The organism is Streptomyces tremellae, assembly GCF_039540215.1.
GTDB lineage: Bacteria > Actinomycetota > Actinomycetes > Streptomycetales > Streptomycetaceae > Streptomyces > Streptomyces tremellae.
In genome coordinates this window covers 33030-54084 of sequence record NZ_BAABEP010000004.1, presented here as the reverse complement: position 1 = coordinate 54084, position 21055 = coordinate 33030, and the positions used below count along the sequence as shown (strand labels likewise).

Genomic DNA, 21055 nt, shown 5'->3' with positions numbered 1-21055 from the left:
GGCGGTGGCTCAACGGGCGGGTGCTGCCGGGGTGTCGGTGTGCCGGAGGTGCGCTCTTGCCTGCGATGCCGGAACGGGGCCGGCGGTGCGGTGGTGCCGTGGTGTGCCGGGGCCGCGCGGGCGGCGCCCGGGTCACGCCGGGGAGAACAGGTGGTCGCTGATCAGCCTGGCCGCCCCCGTGACCCCCGCGTTCTGACCCAACTCGCCCAGCACGATGGGCAGATTACCGGTGGCCAGCGGCAGCGACTGGCGGTAGACCTGGGTGCGGACGGCGGCGAGCAGGGTGTGGCCGAGGCCGGTGACACCGCCGCCGATGACGACGAGGCCGGGGTTGAAGAAGCTGACGAGTCCCGCGATCACCTGGCCGACCCGGTTGCCGCCCTCGCGGATCAGGTCGAGCGCGGTGGCGTCGCCCGCGGCGGCCGCCGCGGCCACGTCGACCGCGGTCAGCGTGTTCGACTCCGCGAGGCGCGCGGCCAGTTCGGGCGAGGCGCCCGCGCGAGCCGCCTCCTCCGCGTCGCGCGCCAGCGCCGCGCCGCTGAAGTGGGCTTCCAGGCAGCCCTTGTTGCCGCAGGCGCAGGGCCGCCCCTCGGGCTCCACCTGGATGTGGCCGATGTCGCCCGCGCTGCCCGTCGTACCGCGGTAGACCTCACCGCCGACGACGATCCCGCAGCCGATGCCGGTGCCGATCTTGACGCAGAGGAAGTCGTCGACGGAGCGGGCGACGCCCGCGTGCTGCTCCCCCATGGCCATCAGGTTCACGTCGTTGTCGACCATGACGGGGCAGCCGAGTTCCTGGCTGAGGGCCTCGCGGACGGGGAAGCCGTCCCAGCCCGGCATGATCGGCGGCGCGACCGGCACGCCCTCGGGGAAGCGGACGGGCCCGGGGACGCCGATGCCGGCGCCGTCGAAGCCGTCGGCGAGGCCGGAGTCCCTGAGCTTCGCCGCCATCGCGAGCACCTGCTCGAAGACGGCGACGGGCCCCTCCCGCACGTCCATGGGGTGGTTGAGGTGGCCGAGCACCTCCAGTTCGGGGTTGGTGACGGCCACGTCGACGGACGTGGCGCCGATGTCGACCCCGAGGAAGCGCAGCCCCGGCGTGAGCCGGATGTTGTGGGAGCGCCGGCCGCCACGGGAGGCGGCGAGTCCGTCGGCGACCACGAGCCCGGTCTCCAGCAGCCGGTCGACCTCGACCGCCAGCTTGGAGCGGGAGAGGTCGACCTGGTCCCCCAGCTGCGCGCGTGAGTTGGGCCCACCGTCCCGCAACAGCCGGAGCAGTCGCGCCTGATGGGCGTTCGCGGGTCGTGCCGTCATACGTCTCACGCGCCCCTCCCCGCCATGTCGGCTGTCTTGCCCGTCACTTCCGGTGCTTTCGAGTGGAACGTAGCAGCGGTTGCGCGCAGGGGGAAGAAGTTGCGACCAAATCAGCAGCAACTTTCTCCACAGTGAAGACAAAGAGAGGGGTGGCAGACGCACACAGAGAGGGGTGAAGGGGGCGGGGGCCCGGCGCGGCGAGGCCGGCGGAGCGCGTCAGTTGTGGTCGCGGTGGTGGTACGTCGACCTGGTGTGCTCGGTGTGGGCGCGCATCACGGCGACGGCGGCGGCCTCGTCGTGCGCGGTGATCGCGGCGATCAGCTCACGGTGCTCGATCCAGGACTGCCTGCCGCGCTGCCGGGCGACGGGCGTGTAGTACCAGCGCACCCTGCGGTCGACCTGCGCCGCGAGTTCCGCGAGGACGACGTTGCTGGCCATCGCCATGACCCGGGCGTGGAACGCGGCGTTGGTCGCCACGGCGAGGTCGACGTCGTCGTCGTCCACGGCGCGCTCGCCCCGGGCGCACAGCTCCTCCAGGTCGGCGATGCCCGCGGGATCGGAGAGCGCCGCGGCGAGCCGCGCGGCCTCCGCCTCCAGCAGGGTGCGCACGGAGAGCAGTTGGTCAGCCTCCTCCTCGGTCGGCTCGTGGACGAAGGCGCCCTGTGCGGGCCGCAGGTCCACCCAGCCCTCGGTGTTCAGCCGCTGGAGCGCCTCGCGCACCGGCTGCCGCGACACCCCGAGGTGGCCGGCGAGTTCGCTCTCGACGAGGTGCTGTCCCGGACGCAGCCCGCGGGTGGTGATCAGTTCGAGCAGCGCCTCGTAGACGCGCTCGCGCAGCGGCCCGGGGCGCTCCAGCTTCGGTACCGTGCCGTGCGGCAGTCCTGCGGACAACATGGGATCTCCCTCTCCGGCCGACCGTGACCGATTGGCTATCGTCTACAGTCTACCGACCCCCGGAGGTCAGGGGACGCGGATCACCTGGCCCGCGTACGAGAGGTTGCCGCCGAAGCCGAAGAGGAGGGCGGGGGCGCCCGAGGCGACCTCACCCCTGGCGACCAGCTTGGACAGCGCCATCGGGATCGAGGCGGCCGAGGTGTTGCCCGACTCCACGACGTCCCGGGCGACGACCGCGTTGACGGCGCCGATCTTCCGGGCGACGGGCTCGATGATCCGCAGGTTCGCCTGGTGCAGCACGACGGCGCCGAGTTCCTCCGGCGTGACGCCGGCGCGCTCGCAGACCCGCCGCGCGATGGGCGGCAGGTCGGTGACGGCCCAGCGGTAGACGGACTGGCCGTCCTGCGCGAACCGGGAGGGCACGCCCTCGATCCGCACGGCCGTGCTCATCTCCGGCACGGAGCCCCACAGCACGGGCCCGATGCCCGGCTGCTCGCCCGCGCCGACGGCCTCGACGACGGCGGCGCCCGCGCCGTCGCCCATCAGGACGCAGGTGGAGCGGTCGGTCCAGTCCGCGACCGCCGTCATCTCGTCGGCGCCGATGACGAGGGCGCGGGAGGCGGCGCCCGCCCGCACGGTGTGGTCGGCGAGGGCGAGCGCGTGGGTGAAGCCCGCGCACACGACGTTGACGTCGAGCACGGCGGGCGAGGCCATGGAGAGGCGGGCCGCCACCCGCGCCGCCATGTTCGGCGACTTGTCCACCGAGGTGGAGGTGGCGACCAGCACCAGGTCGATGTCGGCCGGGACGAGGCCGGCCGCGGCGAGCGCCTTGGCGCCGGCGTGCGCGGCCAGTTCGTCCACGGGTTCGTCGGGGCCCGCGACGTGCCGGTTCTTGATGCCGACCCGGCTGGTGATCCATGCGTCGCTGGTGTCGACCAGGCCCGCAAGGTCGTCGTTGGTGAGCACCTTGGCGGGCTGATAGTGCCCGAGCGCGGCGATGCGCGTGCCGTTCACGCGGGACCCCCTTAGCTGTCGAGGCTGGATCTTCCAGTCTCGTCAGCGACTCACCAGTAACGAGACAGGTGAACCGACAGGATTCCTCCGCGCCGCTTGGAGGGACCGCATCATGCTGGGCACGCCGGGGATCAACCCGTGAACAGCTGTTTGGCTTTCAGCACGAGTTCGTAGACCCCGTAGGCGAGCGGCGCTCCGACCCAGACCCAGGAGAGGGCGATCAGACCGGTGCGCCGCGGGCCGCTCTCAGACTCCGGGCTCTGCCGCTGCGTGTCCATCGGGCTCCCCCTTCCGGGTGTCGAGGTGGTGGCGCGGGTGCACGGGCCTGACGAACTCGTTGGCGATGAGTCCGACGGCGAGCAGGCAGATCATGATGACGAAGGAGACCCCGTACAGCTGCGACCCCGACTTGCCCGCGTCGGTCTGCGCGTCGGCGACCCGGTTCACGATCAGCGGCCCCAGCACGCCCGCGACGGACCAGGCCGTCAGCAGCCTGCCGTGGATCGCGCCGACCTGGTAGGTGCCGAAGAGGTCCTTCAAGTACGCGGGGAGCGTGGCGAAACCGCCTCCGTAGAAGGAGAGGATGACCATCGCGCAGATGACGAACAGCGGCTTGGCCGTGTCCCCCGCGAGGAAGATCACCACGTACATGGCGATGCCGACGAGCAGGTACACCCGGTAGATGTTCTTGCGGCCGATCACGTCGGAGAGCGACGACCAGCCGATACGGCCCGCCATGTTGGCGGCGGAGAGCAGCGCGACGAACCCCGCGGCCGCCGACGCGGAGACCGCGGCGGAGGTGTTGGCGAAGAAGTCGGTGATCATCGGCGCGGCGCGCTCCAGGATGCCGATGCCCGCGGTCACGTTCATGCACAGCACGATCCACAGGCACCAGAACTGCGGGGTGCGCAGGGCCGACCTGGCGGAGACCTGGACGGAGCCGATCAGCAGGACGGCGCCCGACTCCGCGCCCGGCAGGGTCCGCGCGCCGGGCCGCGGCCGCGGCAGCCGGATGAGGAAGACGCCGAGCGACATGAACAGCGCGTAGACCAGGCCGTGCACGAGGAAGGCGAGCGCGATGCCGCCGCTGTCGCTGCCGAAGTGGTCGAGCATCGCCTGCGACCAGGGGGACGCGATCAGCGCGCCGCCGCCGAAGCCCATGATGGCGATGCCGGTGGCCGTGCCGGGTCGGTCGGGGAACCACTTGATGAGCGTCGAGACCGGTGAGATGTAGCCGATACCGAGCCCGATGCCGCCGACGAAACCGTAGCCGAAAACGATCAGCCAGAACTGCCGGGTCTCCGCGCCGAGGGCGGAGAGCAGGAAGCCGGAGGAGAAGCAGACCAGGGCGACGGTCATCGCCCACCGCGGCCCTCTGCGCTCCACCAGGGTGCCGCCGAAGGCCGCGGACAACCCCAGCATGACGATGCCGAGTTGGAAGGGGAGCGCGCTCTGCGTCCCGGAGAGGCCCAGCGCGGATTCGAGTGGCGGCTTGAACACGCTCCAGGAATAGGCCTGACCGATGGAGAGGTGCACCGCGAGAGCCGCGGGCGGCACCAGCCATCGGCTCCAGCCCGCCGGTGCGATTGGTGGAGTCATGGCAGCGAACTCTAAGAAGCGGAACGGCGATTGGGAAGATCTTTCCCAGGGCGTGTCCATGACGATACGGAGACGGTTCCGGGTCAACGGCTCGCAAACAAACGCAGGAGGACCGTGTGGGTGCCGTCGCGAGGGTTGTCGCCACCAGACCCATACTGTAGACAGTATATCGTCGACAAGTAAGTCGACAGGACTCGGAGTGTGACGCTTCTCTCGGTCTCCCTCACCGAAATGGAGAGCCCCACGTGAAAGTCGCTGTTGTGGGCGCCGGAGCCATCGGCGCCTACGTCGGAGCCGCGCTCGGCAGAGCGGGCGCCGACGTCCATCTGATCGCCCGTGGACCGCACCTCGCGGCCATGAGGCAGCACGGAGTACGGGTACTCAGTCCGCGCGGGGACTTCACCGCGCACGTACATGCCACCGACGACCCCGCCCAAGTGGGCCCCGCGGACTACGTGTTCCTCGGGCTCAAGGCGAACTCCTACGCGGCGTGCGGACCGTTGGTGGAGCCGCTGCTCAAGGAGTCGACCGCGGTGGTGGCCGCGCAGAACGGTATCCCGTGGTGGTACTTCCACGGCCACGGCGGACCGTACGAAGGACGGCGGATCGAGAGCGTCGACCCCGGCGGCTCGGTCAGCGCCGTGCTGCCGCAGGAGCGCGCCGTCGGGTGCGTCGTCTTCGCGGCGACTGAGCTCGCCGCGCCCGGCGTCGTACGGCACCTCGAAGGGACCCGGTTCTCGATCGGCGAGCCCGACCGCACGCTGTCGCGGCGGTGCCTCGACCTCGCCGAGGCGATGCGGACGGGCGGGCTCAAGTGCCCGGTCGAGCGCGAGCTGCGCGACGACATCTGGATCAAGCTCCTCGGCAACATCTCCTTCAACCCCATCAGCGCCCTGACCCGGGCGACCATGCGCGAGATGTGCAGACACCGCTCGACCCGCGGCGTCATCGAGCTGATGATGACCGAGACCCTGGCGGTGGCCGGATCGCTCGGCTGCCGCCCCGACATCTCCGTGGAGCGGCGGCTCGCCGGGGCGGAGCGCGTCGGCGACCACCGCACCTCCACGCTCCAGGACCTGGAGAAGGGCAAGCCGCTCGAACTCGACGTACTGCTCTCCGCGGTGGTGGAGCTCGCCGGGATGACCGGCGTGCCGGTGCCGACGCTGCGCACCGTCGCCGCCATCTCCGACCTGCTGGCCCGCGGCACGGCACTCGGCGCTGCCGCCTGACCCCGGATCTCCGCCGGCCCGGCGGCCGGCGGAGCCACCGTGCACGCGCCAGGCGTCACACCTCCCGGTCCACGGGCCTGCGCCCGGGCGCCGTGCACCGCCCGCCCGCCGGATGCCGTGGGCAACGGGGCGGACCGCAGGCGCCGGAGGAGAAGACCGCGAGGCGGCGGGGAGCGCCCGCCGTCCGCGCCTACCCGCGGGACGGCGGGAGCACGGCGCCGTCCGCGCCTACTGTGGGAGGGGGTGCGGCGCCACACCGTCCGGGCGGGGCGGCCGGGCCCGTCGCGTGCGGCAGCGCCGCCAGAACCCTGGCGGCGCGGGAGAGATACGAGTAGGACTGATCACATGGGACGGGTCACCGAACGACGGCGGACGATTCGCATCCGGGACGGCGCGGTCAGCACGCGGCCGGACACCCTGGTGGCCGAGGAGCCACTGGAGATCCGGCTGAACGGCAAGCCGCTCGCCATCACGATGCGCACGCCCGGCGACGACTTCGCGCTCGCCGCGGGATTCCTGGTCAGCGAGGGTGTGCTGGCGTCGGGTGCGGACGTGCAGTCGATCGTGTACTGCGCGGGCGCGAAGGACGACGGCCAGAACACGTACAACGTGGTCGACGTGCGGCTTGCGCCCGGGGTGCACGTCCCCGACATCACGCTGGAGCGCAACGTCTACACCACGTCCTCCTGCGGGCTGTGCGGCAAGGCCAGCCTGGACGCCGTGCGCACGACGGCCCGTTTCGAGATCGCCGACACTCCCCCGGTCCGTGTCGAGCCGGAGCTGCTCGCCGACCTCCCCGACCGGTTGCGCGCGGCGCAGCAGGTCTTCGACAGGACCGGGGGCCTGCACGCCGCGGCCCTGTTCTCGGAGTCCGGCGAGCTGCTCGACATCCGCGAGGACGTCGGCCGGCACAACGCCGTCGACAAGCTCGTGGGGCGCGCCCTGCGCCAGGATCTGCTGCCGCTGTCGCGGGCGATCCTGCTGGTGTCGGGGCGCGCGTCGTTCGAGCTGGCGCAGAAGGCCGTGATGGCGGGCATCCCGGTGCTTGCCGCGGTCTCCGCGCCGTCGTCGCTCGCCGTCGACCTGGCGGCCGAGACGGGCCTCACGCTGGTGGGATTCCTGCGCGGATCCTCCATGAACGTGTACGCGGGCGATGAGCGGATCGCCCTGCACACCGGGGTGTGACGCGCCTCGCGTCACGGGACGAGGCCCGGCCGGCGGGGAGCGCCCCCTGCGCCGGCCGGGCCATGGTCCGTTCCCCTGTGTTCCGGCCCCTCTGGTCCCCGCTGGCCCTGCGCCCGCGGGGACGGCGGGGAGACCCGCGCCGCGGCCCGAGGCAAGCTCACGCCCCCGCGGCGCGGGAGGCCTCGGCCTCGGCGGCGGGGGCGGAGCCGCCGACGAGCAGGGTCCGCTGCTCGGGGTCGCGCGCCTCGGGGTCGCGGGAGCGGCGCTTGGCGATCACGGCGCACACCATCAGCTGCATCTGGTGGAAGAGCATCAGCGGCAGCACGGCGAGCGACGCCTGCGGGCCGAACAGCACGGACGCCATGGGCAGGCCAGAGGTGAGGCTCTTCTTGGAGCCGGCGAACTGGATCGCGACGCGGTCGTTCCGCCCGAAGCCGAGGCGGCGGGCGCCCTGCCAGGTGAGCAGCAGCATCACGGCGAGCATCAGCGCCTCCACCACCAGCAGTTCGAGCAGGCGCACGACGGTCACCTGGTGCCAGATGCCGGCGACCACGCCCTCGCTGAAGGCGGTGTAGACGACGAGCAGGATCGACCCGCGGTCGACGACCTTGAGGATCGTCTTGTGGCGGGCCATGAACCCGCCGGTCCACCGCCGCAGCAGCTGGCCCGCGAGGAACGGCGCGAGCAGTTGGAGCAGGATCTGGATCAGCGAGTCCGCGGAGAAGCCGACGCCCTCGCCGCCGAGCAGGCCCGCGGCCAGCAGCGGCGTGATCACGATGCCGGCGAGGCTGGAGAAGGAGCCCGCGACGATCGCCGCGGGGACGTTGCCGCGCGCGATGGACGTGAAGGCGATGGACGACTGGATGGTCGAGGGCACCAGGCACAGGAACAGCAGCCCGTGGTAGAGCTGAGGCGTCAGCAGGAACGGCACGAAGACGCGCGCGCCGAGCCCGAGCAGCGGGAAGACGACGAAGGTGCAGGCCAGCACGGTCAGGTGCAGCCGCCAGTTCCGGAAGCCGTCGAGCGCCTCCCGCGTCGAGAGCCGCGCCCCGTACAGGAAGAACAGCAGCGCCACCGCCCCGGCGGAGAAGCCGTTCGCCACCGGGGCCGCGGGTCCCGAGGCGGGAAGGACGGCCGCCAGGGCCACCGTCCCGACGAGCGCCAGGATGTAGGGGTCGATGGGCAGCCAGGACGGCATCTTCCAGGTGCGGCGGTTCATGTGCTCCACTCTCGGTACAGTTCGCGCCTCCCCATGATCCGCCGGACCCCCATGATCGGGAATCCGGTGCACGGCTCTGACTGCGATCACGAAACGTGATGAGCGTCCCGTACGGCGTCTAATCTGGTCGTTGTGTACGACCCCGCACAGCTGCGCACGTTCCTGACCGTGGCGCAGACACTGAGTTTCACCCAGGCGGCCCGCCGCCTGGGGCTGCGGCAGTCCACGGTGAGCCAGCACGTGCGGCGCCTGGAGGAGGCGACGGGCCGCCCGCTGTTCACCCGGGACACGCACCGCGTGGAGCTGACCGAGGACGGCGAGGCGATGCTCGGCTTCGCGGGGACGATACTCGCGGCCCACGAGCGGGCGGCGGCGTTCTTCACCGGGACCCGGCTGCGCGGCAGGCTGCGCGTGGGGGTCTCCGAGGACTTCGTGCTGACGCGGCTGCCGGAGATCCTCCAGGCGTTCCGCTCCGACAACCCCGAGGTCGATCTGGAGCTGACGGTGGAGCTCTCCGGGATCCTGCACGAGCGGCTGGCCACGGGCCGGCTCGACCTGGTGCTCGCCAAGCGCCGCGGCGGGGAGACCCACGGTGACCTGGTCTGGAGTTCGACGCTGAGCTGGATCGGCGCGCCGCGGCTGCGGCTCGCCCCCGACCGCCCGGTGCCGCTGATCCTCTTCCCGCCGCCCGGCATCACCCGGGCGCGGGCCCTTGAGGCGCTGGAGCGCGCGGGCAGACCCTGGCAAGTCGCGTGCACGAGTTCGAGCCTGAGCGGCCTGATCGCGGCGGCCCGAGCCGGGCTCGGGGTGATGGCGCACACCCGGGGGCTGGTGCCGCCGGGGCTCGTGCCGGTGTCCGCCCGGGCGGGCCTGCCCGACCTGGGCGGCGTCGACTTCGTCCTGCTGCGTCCGCGGGACGCGCGGCCCTCGGCCGCCCGTGACGCGGCGGACGCGCTGGCGAAGGCGATCCTGGCGGGCGGCGACCGGCTGCACCGGGCCGCGGACGCCTCCTGACCTGCCGCCCTCGGGCCCGCCTCCGGTGCCAGGCCCCGCCGGAGGACCGCCCGCGGGCCCGCGTAACGGCCGCTTCCGGCGTGCTCAGCCCCGCTCGCCCGCGCGGCCGGTGCGCGGACGCCCCCGGCGCTGCCCCGCGTCGTCGTACGTGAGCTGCTTGACGTTGCGCAGCACAGGCGAGACCTCGACGTGCCGGACGCCGTCGAGGCCGCCCACGACCCCGGTCAGGAAGCGGTAGACCTCGCCGACGTCCCGGCAGACGAGGACGGCCATCACATTGCTCTGGCCGCTCGTGGCGAAGACGGCGGCGGCCTCGGGGCGCGCGGCGAGGGCCCGGCCCACGGCGTCGAGGGCGCGCGGCTCTGCGGTCACCCACAGCAGGGCCCTGGTGGTGTAGCCGAGGGCGGCGGTGGAGTACTCCACGTCGATGTAGAGGCTGCCGGAGCGCAGCAGCTGGTCGAGCCTGCGGCGCGCGGCGGACTCGGAGAGGCCCGAGGCCTTGGCGAGTTCGGCGACGGGTGCCCTGCCGTCGCGTTCGAGGACCCGCAGCAAGGCCTCGTCGGCCGGACCCGGAGCGGTCCGTGCGCCGTCCCGGCCCGCGGGCGTCCTCGGGGTGAGCGCCGCGGCCTGCTCGGGGGTGAGGGCGTCGGCGGCGGCGAACCAGCCGGTCGGGCCGCCGAAGAACCGGTGCAGGATCTGGTGGGCGCGGATGTCGGTGATGCTCGGGGTGCGGGGCAGCTTGCCGAGGATCAGCTCCTCGTGGTCCCCGGCGCGGGAGAAGGCGGTCGAGCAGATGATCTCCGTCCCGCCGGAGGCGAGGCCGATCCAGCTGGTGTCGGGGCGCCGTGCGAGGGCGCGGGCGACCGCGTCGGCGGCGTCGGGCTTGATCCTGAGGCGGAGCGTCCAGCTGTCCCGGCCGAGCGGCTCGCCGTCCCGGACGCCGACGACCCGCAGATCCAGGGCGGAGCCGAGGTGCCGCAGGCGGCGGGCGACGGTCTGGTCGGAGACGCCGAGCACCGCGCCGATCCTGCTGTAGGAGGCGCGGCCGTCGAGCTGGAGCGCCTGGAGCAGCTGGAGGTCCAGCGCGTCGAAAGTGTGGCTTTCCGCCACCGTGCCCCCTCGCGTGTCGGATTCCGGCGCCGTGGCGCCCGTGGCCGCCGCGCACCGCCCGCCTCGTCCGATCGTACGGGCATCGGGGACGGCCCGTGGAGCGAGAGAGTACGGAGTACGGACATGGGGAAGTGGGGACCGCTCATCGCGGTCTGTCTCGGCACGTTCATGCTGCTGGTCGACGTGTCGATCGTCGTGGTGGCGCTGCCGGCGATGGCCGGCGGCCTCGGGGCGTCGCTGAGCGACCTCCAGTGGGTGATGGATGTGTATGCCCTGGTGCTCGCGGCGCTGCTGCTCGCCGCGGGCGCGGCGGCCGACGTGCTGGGCGGCCGGCGGATATACGCGGCGGGCACGGTGGTGTTCGCGCTGGCGTCGCTGGGATGCGGGCTGGCGACGAACGCGCCCGAGCTGATCGCGCTGCGCGCGGTGCAGGGGCTGGGCGCCGCCGCGATGTTCGCGACGACCCTGTCGCTGCTGGCCACCGCGTACCAGGGCAGGGACAGATCGGTGGCGCTCGGCGTGTGGGGCGCGGTCAACGGCGCGGCCGCCGCGGCGGGTCCCGTGCTGGGCGGGGTGCTGACGCAGGGGCTCGGCTGGCGGTGGATCTTCTTCATCAACCTGCCGGTGAGCGTGGCCGCGGTCTGGCTGACGCTGCGCGTGGTGCGCGAGGTGCGGCGCGATCCCGGGCGGCGCGTGGACTGGGTGGGCACGGCGTGCTTCGCGCTGTTCGCGGGCGCGGTGACGTACGGGGCGGTGCGGGCGGGCGGCGACGGCTGGCTGTCGGCTCCCACCGGTGTCTCGGCGGCGGTCGCGGTGCTCGGTCTTGCGGCGTTCGTCCTGGTGGAGCGGCGGGTGGCGCAGCCGCTGATGGACCTGGCGCTGTTCCGCCGTGCGTCGTTCGTGACGGTGATGGCGACGGCGCTGGTCTTCAGCGCGTCGGCGTTCACGATCCTCGCGTACATCTCGGTGTGGCTGCAGACGCTGCTCGGGATGAGCCCGATCACCGGCGGTCTCGCGCTGCTGCCGCTCGCGGCTGCGTCGTTCCTGGTGTCCGCGGTCAGCGGGCGGCTGCTGCACGGGGTGCCCGCGCGCTATCCGGTCGGCATCGGGACGGTGCTGGTGGGCGCGGGCGAGTTCGCGCAGGCGGTGCTGGGGGCGGACTCGTCGTGGCCGGCGCTGACGGCGGGACTCGTGGTGGCGGGCGTCGGGGTGGGGCTGGTCTCCCCCGCGCTGTCCGGGGCGGCGCTCGCGTCGGTGCCGCAGCGCGAGGCGGGCATGGCGGGCGGCGCGCTCAACACGTTCAGGCAGCTCGGGTACGCGCTGGGCATCGCGGTGTTCGGCACGGTCGTCACCTCCAGGATCGCGTCGTCGCTGCACGGCTCGGCGGCCGACCCTGACGGCGCGGCACGCGCGCTCGCGGGCGGCGGCGCCGCCGGGCTGCGCGGCACGGTGCCGCGGGAGGCGCTGCGCTCCGCGTTCGCGTCGGGTCTCGACACCGCGATGATGGCCGCGGGGGCGCTCGCGGTGCTCGCGGGTGCGGCGGTGCTGATCTGGGTACGACCCGGTCGGCGGGGTGCGGCGCCGGCCGTTCGGGAGCCCGAATCGGCCGCCACGGCACCGTAATCGACGCGTACGGATTCGGTGGAGATTCTCCCGCGCGGCACTTACCCTTCGGTCAGAAGTCTGTCCGAGCCTGGCCGGAATGGGGGTTTTCGGCCGCCCACTTGCGGCGGAGTCAACCATTCCGGCCGTTGGACGGATCATTTTCCGCCACCAGGGGTGGGGTAGCGTCGCGGCGCTGTGCGGAGCGCGACAAGGAGCAAGTCATTGCGCGAGTTCACCGTCCCACCCCTCGTGGCGGCCGCCTCGTCCGGGGGCCTCGCCGACCCCGTATTTGATCATGCCCGCGACAATCCGCACCACGTGGCGCTGGGACGCAAGGACGAGGCGGGCGTCTGGCACGACATCACCTCGGCGCAGTTCCGCGACGAGGTGGTCGCCGTGGCCAAGGGGCTGATAGCGGACGGCATACGCTTCGGGGACCGGGTGGGCATCATGTGCCGCACCCGCTACGAGTGGACGATCCTCGACTTCGCGCTGTGGACCATCGGCGCCCGGCCGGTGCCGATGTACCCCACCTCCTCGGCCGAGCAGGTGCTGTGGATGCTCTACGACTCCGGCGCGAAGGCGTGCCTCGTGGAGCACGAGGACCACGCGATGACGGTGGGCTCGGTCATCGACCGGCTGCCCGAGCTGAAGCAGCTGTGGCAGTTGGACGCGGGCGCGATGGACCACCTGCGTACGGCGGGCGCGCACCTCGGCGACGACGTCGTGGAGCGCCACCGCAGAGCGGTGACCCCCGACCAGTGCGCGTCCGTCATCTACACCTCGGGCACCACGGGCCGCCCGAAGGGATGCGTGCTCACGCACGCCAACTTCATCTTCGAGACCGACACGGTCGTGCGCCGCTTCGAGCGCGTCTTCCGCTCCAGGCCGGGCGACCAGGCGTCCACCCTGCTGTTCCTGCCGCTCAGCCATGTCTTCGGCCGCATGGTGGAGGTGGCGGCGGTGCGCGGCGGTGTGAAGCTCGGACACCAGCCGGAGCTGCGGGCCTCCGCCCTGCTGCCCGATCTCGCCGCGTTCCGGCCCTCGTTCATCCTCGCGGTGCCGTACATCTTCGAGAAGGTCTACGGGGCGGCGCGGCGCAAGGCGGAGCGCGAGGGGAAGACCGGCCCGTTCGACAAGGCCGTCGACGTGGCGGTGCGGTACGCGGAGGCGATGGAGGACCGCGCCTTCGGCACGGGTCCCGGGCCCTCGCCCGCGCTCCGGCTCCAGCACCAGTTCTTCGACAAGGCCGTCTACGGCAAGGTGCGCGCCGCGATGGGCGGCCGGGTGCGGCACGCCATGTCGGGCGGCTCGGGGATGGACCGCAGGCTCGGCCTGTTCTTCGCCGGCGCGGGCGTGACCATCTACGAGGGCTACGGCCTGACGGAGTCCTGCGCCGCCGCCACCGCCAACCCGCCCGAGCGCACCCGCTACGGCACCGTCGGCCTGCCGATCCCCGGCACCACCGTGCACATCGCGCACGACGGCGAGGTGTGGCTGAAAGGGCACAACGTCTTCGAGGGGTACCTCGGCGACCAGAAGAACACCGACGCCGTGCTGCACGACGGCTGGCTCGCCACGGGCGACCTCGGTTCCCTCGACGACGACGGCTATCTGACCATCACGGGCCGCAAGAAGGAGATCCTGGTCACCTCGGGCGGCAAGAGCGTCCAGCCGAACGCCCTGGAGGAGCGGGTGCGCGCCCACCCGCTGGTCGGCCAGTGCATCGTGGTCGGCAACGACAGGCCGTACGTGGCCGCGCTGGTCACCCTGGACCACGAGGCGGTCGAGCACTGGCTGTCCGTGCAGGGCAAGCAGCTGCTCGGTCCGAAGGACCTGGTGCGCGACGCCGACCTGGAGACCGAGATCAGGCGGGCCGTGGTCGCCGCCAACACGGCCGTCTCGCAGGCGGAATCGATCCGCACCTTCCGGATACTCGCGCACCCCTTCAGCGAGGAGCACGGGCTGCTCACCCCGTCGCTCAAGCTGAAGCGCAAGGCCATCGAGACGGCGTACACGGCGGAGGTCGAGGCCCTCTACCGCTGAGACGCCGGCCACACCCGGAGTCGGCGGGAATGCCCCCAGGGCGGCGATCGTTCCCGGTCGGGGCGGGTATGCACCCGTCAGGCCGCCGGCCGCTCAGGAGGCCGGAGGGCCACCGTACGAACGAAAAGGATCGACACCGCGTGAGCAGCAAGGTCCCCTCCCTCACTCTCAACAACGGCATCGGGATGCCGCAGCTCGGCTTCGGCGTCTGGCAGGTCCCCGACGACGAGGCGGCCACGGCGGTCGCCACGGCGATCGAGGCGGGCTACCGCAGCATCGACACGGCCGCGGTCTACGGCAACGAAGAGGGCACGGGCAAGGCCATCGCCGCCTCGGGCGTCGCCCGTGACGAACTGTTCGTCACCACCAAGCTCTGGAACGGCGACCAGGGGTACGACGCGACTCTGCGGGCCGTCGACGCCTCGCTCGGCCGGCTCGGCCTCGACTACGTGGACCTGTACCTGATCCACTGGCCGGTGCCCGCCAAGGGGCTGTACGCCGAGACCTACCGGGCGCTGGAGAAGATCCTCGCCGACGGCCGCGCCCGCGCCATCGGCGTCTCCAACTTCCTGCCCGAGCACCTCGACGTGCTCGCCGCCGAGACGTCCGTGGTGCCCGCCGTCAACCAGATCGAGCTGCACCCGCAGCTCCAGCAGGCCGGCTCGCGCGCGGTGCACGCGAGCCGGGGCATCGTCACCGAGGCGTGGTCGCCGCTCGGCCAGGGCAAGGGCCTCCTCGAAGTGCCGACCGTGGCCGCGATCGCCCACAAGCACGGCAGGACCCCCGCACAGGTCGTCCTGCGCTGGCACCTCCAGCTGGGCAACGTGGTGATCCCCAAGTCGGTGACGCCGTCCCGCATCCGGGAGAACATCGACGTCTTCGGCTTCGAGCTGGACGACGACGACCTGTCGGCGTTCGCCGCGCTCGACGAGGGCAGGCGCCTGGGCAGCCACCCCGCAGAGGTCAACTGAACCGAATCCGCGGCGGGGGACCCGGCCGTCCACCGGGCCCGCCCGCGCACCGCGCGTAGGGTGGAGTGGGCCAGGTGTACTGACCCGCGGACGGAGGGAGAGCGCCATGGCCGCGCAGGCACTCGGGCAGGACACCGTGCGGGAGCGGCTGCGGGAGCTGCCGGGCTGGTCCCTCACCGAGGACGGCATCACCAGGACCTACCGGTTCGGCTCGCACTTCGCGGCCACCGCGATGGTCGTCCACATCGCGCAGCTGCAGGAGGAGCTCAACCACCACTCGCGGCTCACCCTCGGCTACGACACCGTGTCGCTGAGCGTGCGCACCCACGACGCGGGGGGCGCCGTCACCGAGAAGGACCTCGAACTGGCCCGCAGGGTCGAGAGCGCGGGCGCGGGCCACGCCGCGCGCTGACCCGCGCGGCGTGCTCAGCCGGCCGGCGCCGCGGGGCGCAGCCTGAGGGTGCGGATCCGGAACGGCCGCAGCCGCAGGGCGGCCGAGAGCGCGTCCGCGCACACGGCGAGTTCGCGCTCGGGGTGCTCCAGCAGGTCGCAGTCGAAGACCCCGGCGAGCGGGAAGCCCGCTGTCAGCCGGGTCCGCACGGCGCCGCCGCATGCCTCGTAGAGCCTGACGACCACGTCGCCGCCGCGGTCGTCGGCGAGCTTCACCGACTCCGCCACCGCGTCCGGGCGGTCCAGCGCGACCAGCGGCCCCGCGGTGGCGCCCGCGAGCCGCAGCGGCAGGTTCAGCGCGTAGCCGCCGGCGATCGCCTCCTCGAAGCCCGCGCCCGCGAGCAGGGCGTAGCCGAAGGTGTGGCGGCGCGCGTACGGGCCGGAGTTGAGCAGTCCGGGCGGGCCGCCGAGCCGGGCCGCGGCGTCGGCGATCACCGCTTCGAGTCCGGCGCGCACCTCCTCGTACTCCTGCTCGGCCTGCCGGTGCACCCGGGCGATGGAGGAGCCGGGCAGGATGTCGTGGAACTGGTTGAGCAGGACCCGCCGCCAGAGGGACGCGACGCGCTCGTGGGGGTAGGGCGCGCCGGTGCGCACCGCGGCGGTGGCGGCCCACAGTTCGGCCTTCGCGCAGCAGGGCCTCGCTGCGGCGGTTGCCGCGCTTGGCGCGGGCCTGGCTCGTGTACGTGCCGCGGCGGTTCTCCGGGGAGAACTCGCCGCGCCGCACCGGTTGCCGCTCGTACTCGGCGCAGGCGGCGGCGAAGAACTCGGCCGGGCGGACGATCTCCACCCTCGGGGAGCCCTCCAGGTCGCGCAGCCTGCGGGCCTTCTCCAGCATGGAGCGGGTGGGCCCGCCGCCGCCGTCGCCGTGGCCGAACGGGACGAGGGAGCGCGTCGCGGCGCCCTTGTCCTGGAAGTTCTCCTCGGCGTGGGCGAGTTCACCGGCGGTCAGCTCGGCGTTGTAGGTGTCGACGGGCGGGAAGTGCGTGAAGATCCTGGTGCCGTCGATGCCCTCCCAGGCGAAGGTGTGGTGGGGCAGCCGGTTCGTCTCGTTCCAGGAGAGCTTCCGGGTGAGGAACCACCGCGCCCCGGCCAGCCTGGCGAGCTGCGGGTAGGCGGCGGTGTAGCCGAACGAGCCGGGCAGCCGCACCCCGTCCTGTTCGACCCCGAACTCCTGCGCGAAGAAGCGCCGCCCGTGGACGAGTTGCCGGGCGAGCGCTTCGCCGCCCTGGAGATTGCCGTCCGCCCCGGCCCACATGCCGCCCACCGGGACCCAGTTGCCCGCCGCGACGGCCTCCCGGATCCGGGCGAGGATCTCCGGGTGCTGCTCCTTGATCCACGCGTGCTGCTGGGCGGACGAGCAGGCGAAGAGGAGTTCGGGGTACTCACGGGCGAGGGCCGTCATGTTGGTGAAGGTGCGGGCGCACTTGCGGACGGTCTCGCGCACGGGCCACAGCCAGGCGGAGTCGATGTGGGCGTGGCCGACCGCGGCGACGGTGTGCGCGGAGGCGTGGGCGGGCCTGGCCAGCACGCCGGCGAGCCGGTCGCGGGCGGCGGCCGCGCTGCCCGGGACGTCGGCGGGGACGCCGGCGGCTGCGGCGCGGCGCAGGGCGTGCAGGACCCCCTGGCGGCGCGAGGAGCCTTCGGGAAGCCGGCGCATCAGCTCGTCGAGCACTTCGATGTCGTGGATCAGGTGCCAGGCGTCCTCGTCGCGCACGGCGATCTCGGCCTGCCGCAGCCGGTAGAGGCGGGTGGTGCCCGCTCTCCTTGGCGAGCCGTAGTGGGTGCCGACGCCGGCGCTGCCGACGATGGGCGGGTTCGCGGCGAGTTCCACGAGGAGGCGCACGGGCTCGCCGCCTGCGGCGTCCGCGGTGAGCGGCGCGCTGCGGCTGTAAAGGTGCAGGCCCTGGAGCGGGGACCCTGACGCGTCGTGGACGAGGCCCTCGGCCTGGCCGCCCGGTCCCCGTCAGGTCGAAGCCGAGGTCGAAGACGGCCTCGACGCGGCGGCCCGTCCACGCGGCGGGGATCCCGCCCGTGGCCCTGAGCCAGGTCGTGCTCCAGGGCGCTCCCCACGTGCCGCCGAGCGGGAAGGGCTCGTAGGCGGCGGTGAGGGCGTCGGCTACCGGCATGGGCTCGCCCTCGACGTGCCAGCCCTCAAGGGCGAGCGGGGCGGCGGCGCTGTAGAGGGCGGGGGCGCACGACGCGGTCGAGGAGCGCCCGCACCCGGGCCTCGGTCGTCGCGCGGTCGTCATGCACGCTGCGCGTCCTCCCGGGGCGGACGGCCCCCGGCACCCGACGGGTCGGGCAGGCGGACGGTGTCGCGGGCGCCGCAGGGCCAGGCGACCTCGGCGACCAGGTCGGTGCCCTCCGCCCGGGCGGTGACGGAGGGCAGGGCCCCGGGGTCGCCGCCGCCGAGGTGGACGAGGGCCGCGTAGAGGGTGCCGTAGGCGACGGGTCCTGCGGTGCCGACGACGGGCGTGGCGGAGACGGGTCCGAGCGCGTTGCTCTCGCGGCCCTCTGCGAGGTGCGCGTGGGGCAGCCCGGCCGCGCCGGTGACCAGCGAGACGAGCCCGTCGCCGCCCGCGACGCGCGCGGTGCCCGCTTCCGCGGAGCCCGCGGCTGCCGCCCCCGCCGCCGGGTCGACGGCGAGGGCCCAGCCGCCGACACGCAGCGGCCAGACGGAGGCGGCTTCTGCCGCCCGGCCGCCCCCGGCGGCGGGCGGACCCTCCGGTACCGGGTCGACGCGTACCGCCCGTACCTCGACCGAGCCGCGCAGCGCGGAGCCCACGGTGATCCACGGGCCTTCGGCGTGGTCGCCCGGCTGGCGGGCGAAGGGGTCCCAGGTGTCGTCCGCGGGCCAGTGGGCGCGGCTGCGGGAGACGGCCGTGGCGCCGTCCGCGCTGATCCGTACGAGGGGGCGGCGGTGGGAGGCGCGGCCCGCCGCGTCGAGGAGGGTGACCGCGTTGTCCACGGGTCCGGGTGTCGGCCCGATCGGCCCCGCCGTGGGGTCTGCGGGCGTCTCGGGTGCCGCGTGGGTGGAGTAGGCGAAGCGCGCGTAGCAGGGGTCGTCGGTGTGCGGCCCCGCCGGGTCGGCGTGGTCGGCGCCGTGGTTGACGACGCGTACGACGCCGTCCGACGCGGTCGTGGAGAGCAGCCAGCCGGGGCCCTTCAGGGTCCGCACCGTGTCCTCGCGCTCGACGGCGAGCGGGACGGCTTCCGCGGTCCACACGGGGTGGCCCGGCGGGAGCGCGAGACCGATGAGGCCCTTGCTCGCCCAGTAGGGCGAGGCGGGGCCCGAGTACGCCTGGAGGACGCCGCGGAAGGGCCGGTGCCAGCCGAGGGTGAGCAGCCCGCGCTCGTCGGTGGCGCCGTGCGCGGTGAAGTGGTCGAGGACGCGGCTCGCGAGGGCGCGGGTCTCGCCGGGGGCGAGCGGGGTGGCGTCGAAGACGGCACCGGTCCACACCGGCGCGAGCGCCGCGTACCGGTAGGTCAGGGAGCGGCCCTGGATGAGGGGTGAGCCGTTGGCGCCGACGAGCAGGCGCTGGTCGTCGAGGAAGCGGCGCAGCCGCGCGCGGTAGCGGTCGGGCAGCCCGGCGGGCGCCGCGTCGCCGAGGATGCGGCAGAACCACAGCGGGTAGAGGTGCAGGGCCCAGCCGTTGTAGTGGTCGAAGTTGCGGCGTTCGCCGCCGGTGAGGCCGTCGGAGTACCAGCCGTCGCCCGCGTACCAGCCGTCGGTGAGGGCGATGGCGCGGTCCAGGTCCTCCTGGCGCCAACTGCCGCCCGCGGTGCGGGCGAACGCCTCGGTGACGCCCTGGAACCACACCCAGTTGTTGCCCGGCATGTCGGTGCCGGCCATGAGCGCGAGCCAGTCCAGGACGCGCTGCCTGACCCCGTCCGTGAGCCGGTCCCAGATCCACGGCCGGCTCTCGTGCAGGGCGAGCGCGATCGACGCGGCCTCCACCTTGGCCTGGTTGCACTCGGCGAAGACGGGCCACCGCTCGGGGCTCGACGGGTCGGTGCCCGCGGCGAGCCCGGCCGCGTACCACTCGGCGAGGCCGTGCGGGTCGGCGCCGTCCGCGCCCCGCAGCCGGAACCCGGCGAGCAGGAACGTCCGCGCGAAGCCTTCGAGTCCGTCGCTCCAGGGGCCGCTCGCGCTCGCTGTGCCGGGCAGGTCGACGAGCGCGTGGTGCGCCGTGGCGTACGGGCGCACGGCGAGCAGCAGGTCGTCCGCGGTGCGCTCGAAGCGGGCGCGCTCCTCGGCTGGTGTCCGGTTCATGGGCGGGCGCCCTCCCGGGCCTTCCCGTACACCGCGCGGCCGGCCGGTCTGGGTCGCCATGTCATGAAAGCCCTTTCGCAGAGGTCCGGGGCGTCTCCGGTCACCACCGGGACCGGCGGGATCATGTAATCCAGCGGATCGCCGTGCGTCAATGCCTCCTGCGGCCACATCCCGGCGGAGGCCGTCACCTCGGCCTGGTCCACGGGTGTGCGGAAGGAGCGCAGGAGGGGGCACAGAAAGCGCGTTCTCACTGGTCGCCGCGGGGTGCCTGCCCCGAGGACGCCGCCGCCGGAGCGCTCCCGCCGCCAAGGGACCACCGCGCGCGAGACCCGCCGCACTCGGCGGAACGGCCCGGCGGGGGCGGAAGGGGAAGGGAGCGTCGGCGCGTGGAGGTCGGGGAGCGCCCGCTGCGGCTGTCCGAGCGGGCGGGTCTTGGCGCCGGGCCTGAGGTGATCCGCGAGGTGCCGCACGCGCCCTCCGCCCCCGAGTCGCTCGACAGCCTCAGCGGCAGGGCCGCGCCGCTGCCCGAGGTGCTGTCCGGCCCCGCGGGGCCGCGCGACGCGCTCGGCCTGCTGGCGACCGCCATGAACCGCTGAACGGGACGGCCAGGACCGCGGTACGGAAGGCCGTGAGACGGCACCAGGATCCCCTAAGGCAGGTTGATAAGGTAGCCTTAGCAGATGGACGATGACCGCGCCGTCGACACGGTCGCCTCCGCCCTGCTCGCGAGCGTCAGCCTGCTGGTGCGGCGGGTGCGCCGGGTGCCGGTCGGAGGGGGGCTGACGATGCCGGAGCGGACCGCTCTGGCGCACCTGGACCGCCTCGGCCCCACCACCTCCTCCACGCTGGCGCGGGAGGCGCAGATCACCGCCCAGGCCATGGGCGCGACGCTCGCCGGACTGCGCTCCCGTGGCCTGGTCGCACGCCGCCGCGATCCGGCGGACGGCAGGCGGGCGGTGCTCTCGCTGACCGACGCCGGCCTGCGGGCGCTCAGGGACAAGCGCGACGAACGGGCCGAGCTGGTGGCACGCGCCCTGGAGCGTGGCACGTTCACCCCTGCTGAGCTGGCGCGGCTCGCGGCGGCCGCGCCGCTGCTTGAGCGGCTGGCCGAAAACATCTGACGCCCGCGCAC

At 73.5% G+C, this 21055-nt stretch carries 17 protein-coding genes and 1 pseudogene; 9 read left to right on the top strand and 9 right to left on the bottom strand.

The genetic code is table 11. From position 1 onward, the window contains the following. Positions 1-132 precede the first annotated feature (132 nt). The 5 genes from ABEA77_RS05125 to ABEA77_RS05105 all read right to left on the bottom strand — a co-directional run bounded on the left by ABEA77_RS05125 (position 133) and on the right by ABEA77_RS05105 (position 4821). Positions 133-1314: an ROK family transcriptional regulator gene (locus tag ABEA77_RS05125; protein ID WP_345641776.1), complete on the bottom strand. Its 1182-nt coding sequence runs from the start codon at positions 1312-1314 to the stop codon at positions 133-135. 216 nt (positions 1315-1530) lie between these two features. Continuing rightward, a complete protein-coding gene (locus ABEA77_RS05120) occupies positions 1531-2208 on the bottom strand; it encodes a GntR family transcriptional regulator (RefSeq protein ID WP_345641773.1) in 678 nt (225 codons plus the stop codon). A gap of 66 nt (positions 2209-2274) precedes the next feature. Then, positions 2275-3222, bottom strand: coding sequence for a beta-ketoacyl-ACP synthase III (locus tag ABEA77_RS05115; RefSeq protein ID WP_345641770.1), 948 nt, complete (start codon positions 3220-3222; stop codon positions 2275-2277). A 131-nt stretch (positions 3223-3353) separates the two neighbouring features. Further along, entirely contained in the window at positions 3354-3500 is a 147-nt protein-coding gene (locus tag ABEA77_RS05110; RefSeq protein ID WP_345641768.1) for an MFS transporter small subunit, read from the bottom strand. Beyond that, entirely contained in the window at positions 3469-4821 is a 1353-nt protein-coding gene (locus tag ABEA77_RS05105; protein WP_345641765.1) for an OFA family MFS transporter, read from the bottom strand. Before ABEA77_RS05105 ends, ABEA77_RS05110 begins: the two co-directional genes overlap by 32 nt. A 245-nt stretch (positions 4822-5066) precedes the next feature. Here ABEA77_RS05105 and ABEA77_RS05100 point away from each other — a divergent pair, with 245 nt between their 5' ends. Together ABEA77_RS05100 and fdhD are read left to right on the top strand one after the other, a co-directional pair. Then, entirely contained in the window at positions 5067-6050 is a 984-nt protein-coding gene (locus ABEA77_RS05100; RefSeq protein ID WP_345641762.1) for a 2-dehydropantoate 2-reductase, read from the top strand. A 345-nt stretch (positions 6051-6395) separates the two neighbouring features. Continuing rightward, positions 6396-7235: a formate dehydrogenase accessory sulfurtransferase FdhD gene (fdhD, locus tag ABEA77_RS05095; RefSeq protein ID WP_345641760.1), complete on the top strand. Its 840-nt coding sequence runs from the start codon at positions 6396-6398 to the stop codon at positions 7233-7235. Positions 7236-7392: 157 nt separating this feature from the next. Here fdhD and ABEA77_RS05090 read toward each other — a convergent pair whose 3' ends face one another. After that, positions 7393-8454 (bottom strand): bile acid:sodium symporter family protein, encoded by a 1062-nt coding sequence (locus tag ABEA77_RS05090; RefSeq protein WP_345641758.1) that lies wholly within the window; start codon positions 8452-8454, stop codon positions 7393-7395. A 132-nt stretch (positions 8455-8586) separates the two neighbouring features. Between ABEA77_RS05090 and ABEA77_RS05085 the strand changes: the two genes are divergently transcribed. Further along, positions 8587-9468 (top strand): LysR substrate-binding domain-containing protein, encoded by an 882-nt coding sequence (locus ABEA77_RS05085; protein ID WP_425588197.1) that lies wholly within the window; start codon positions 8587-8589, stop codon positions 9466-9468. Between the two features lie 84 nt (positions 9469-9552). Here ABEA77_RS05085 and ABEA77_RS05080 read toward each other — a convergent pair whose 3' ends face one another. Continuing rightward, a complete protein-coding gene (locus ABEA77_RS05080; RefSeq protein WP_345641755.1) occupies positions 9553-10578 on the bottom strand; it encodes an AsnC family transcriptional regulator in 1026 nt (341 codons plus the stop codon). Positions 10579-10701: 123 nt separating this feature from the next. Between ABEA77_RS05080 and ABEA77_RS05075 the strand changes: the two genes are divergently transcribed. The 4 genes from ABEA77_RS05075 (at position 10702) to ABEA77_RS05060 (ending at position 15612) form a co-directional block, all read left to right on the top strand. After that, a complete protein-coding gene (locus tag ABEA77_RS05075) occupies positions 10702-12201 on the top strand; it encodes an MFS transporter (RefSeq protein ID WP_345641753.1) in 1500 nt (499 codons plus the stop codon). A 204-nt stretch (positions 12202-12405) separates the two neighbouring features. Then, positions 12406-14229 (top strand): AMP-dependent synthetase/ligase, encoded by a 1824-nt coding sequence (locus ABEA77_RS05070; protein WP_345641751.1) that lies wholly within the window; start codon positions 12406-12408, stop codon positions 14227-14229. Positions 14230-14414: 185 nt separating this feature from the next. Then, complete coding sequence (locus ABEA77_RS05065; protein ID WP_345642166.1) at positions 14415-15200, top strand: aldo/keto reductase; 786 nt, start codon at positions 14415-14417, stop codon at positions 15198-15200. 106 nt (positions 15201-15306) lie between these two features. Beyond that, positions 15307-15612, top strand: a complete 306-nt coding sequence (locus ABEA77_RS05060) for a 4a-hydroxytetrahydrobiopterin dehydratase (RefSeq protein WP_345641748.1) — start codon at positions 15307-15309, stop codon at positions 15610-15612. A gap of 14 nt (positions 15613-15626) precedes the next feature. On the opposite strand, the pseudogene ABEA77_RS05055 reads toward ABEA77_RS05060, so the two are convergent. Together ABEA77_RS05055 and ABEA77_RS05050 are read right to left on the bottom strand one after the other, a co-directional pair. Continuing rightward, a pseudogene (locus ABEA77_RS05055) lies at positions 15627-17903 on the bottom strand (alpha-mannosidase). Then, positions 17896-19923 (bottom strand): DUF2264 domain-containing protein, encoded by a 2028-nt coding sequence (locus ABEA77_RS05050; protein WP_345641746.1) that lies wholly within the window; start codon positions 19921-19923, stop codon positions 17896-17898. Before ABEA77_RS05050 ends, ABEA77_RS05055 begins: the two are co-directional and overlap by 8 nt. A 386-nt stretch (positions 19924-20309) precedes the next feature. On the opposite strand from ABEA77_RS05050, the gene ABEA77_RS05045 reads away from it, so the two are divergent. Beyond that, a complete protein-coding gene (locus ABEA77_RS05045) occupies positions 20310-20519 on the top strand; it encodes a hypothetical protein (protein ID WP_345641743.1) in 210 nt (69 codons plus the stop codon). A gap of 84 nt (positions 20520-20603) precedes the next feature. Beyond that, on the top strand, positions 20604-21044 hold the full coding sequence (locus ABEA77_RS05040) for a MarR family winged helix-turn-helix transcriptional regulator (protein ID WP_345641741.1): 441 nt from the start codon (positions 20604-20606) through the stop codon (positions 21042-21044). The last annotated feature ends 11 nt before the right edge of the window (positions 21045-21055 follow it).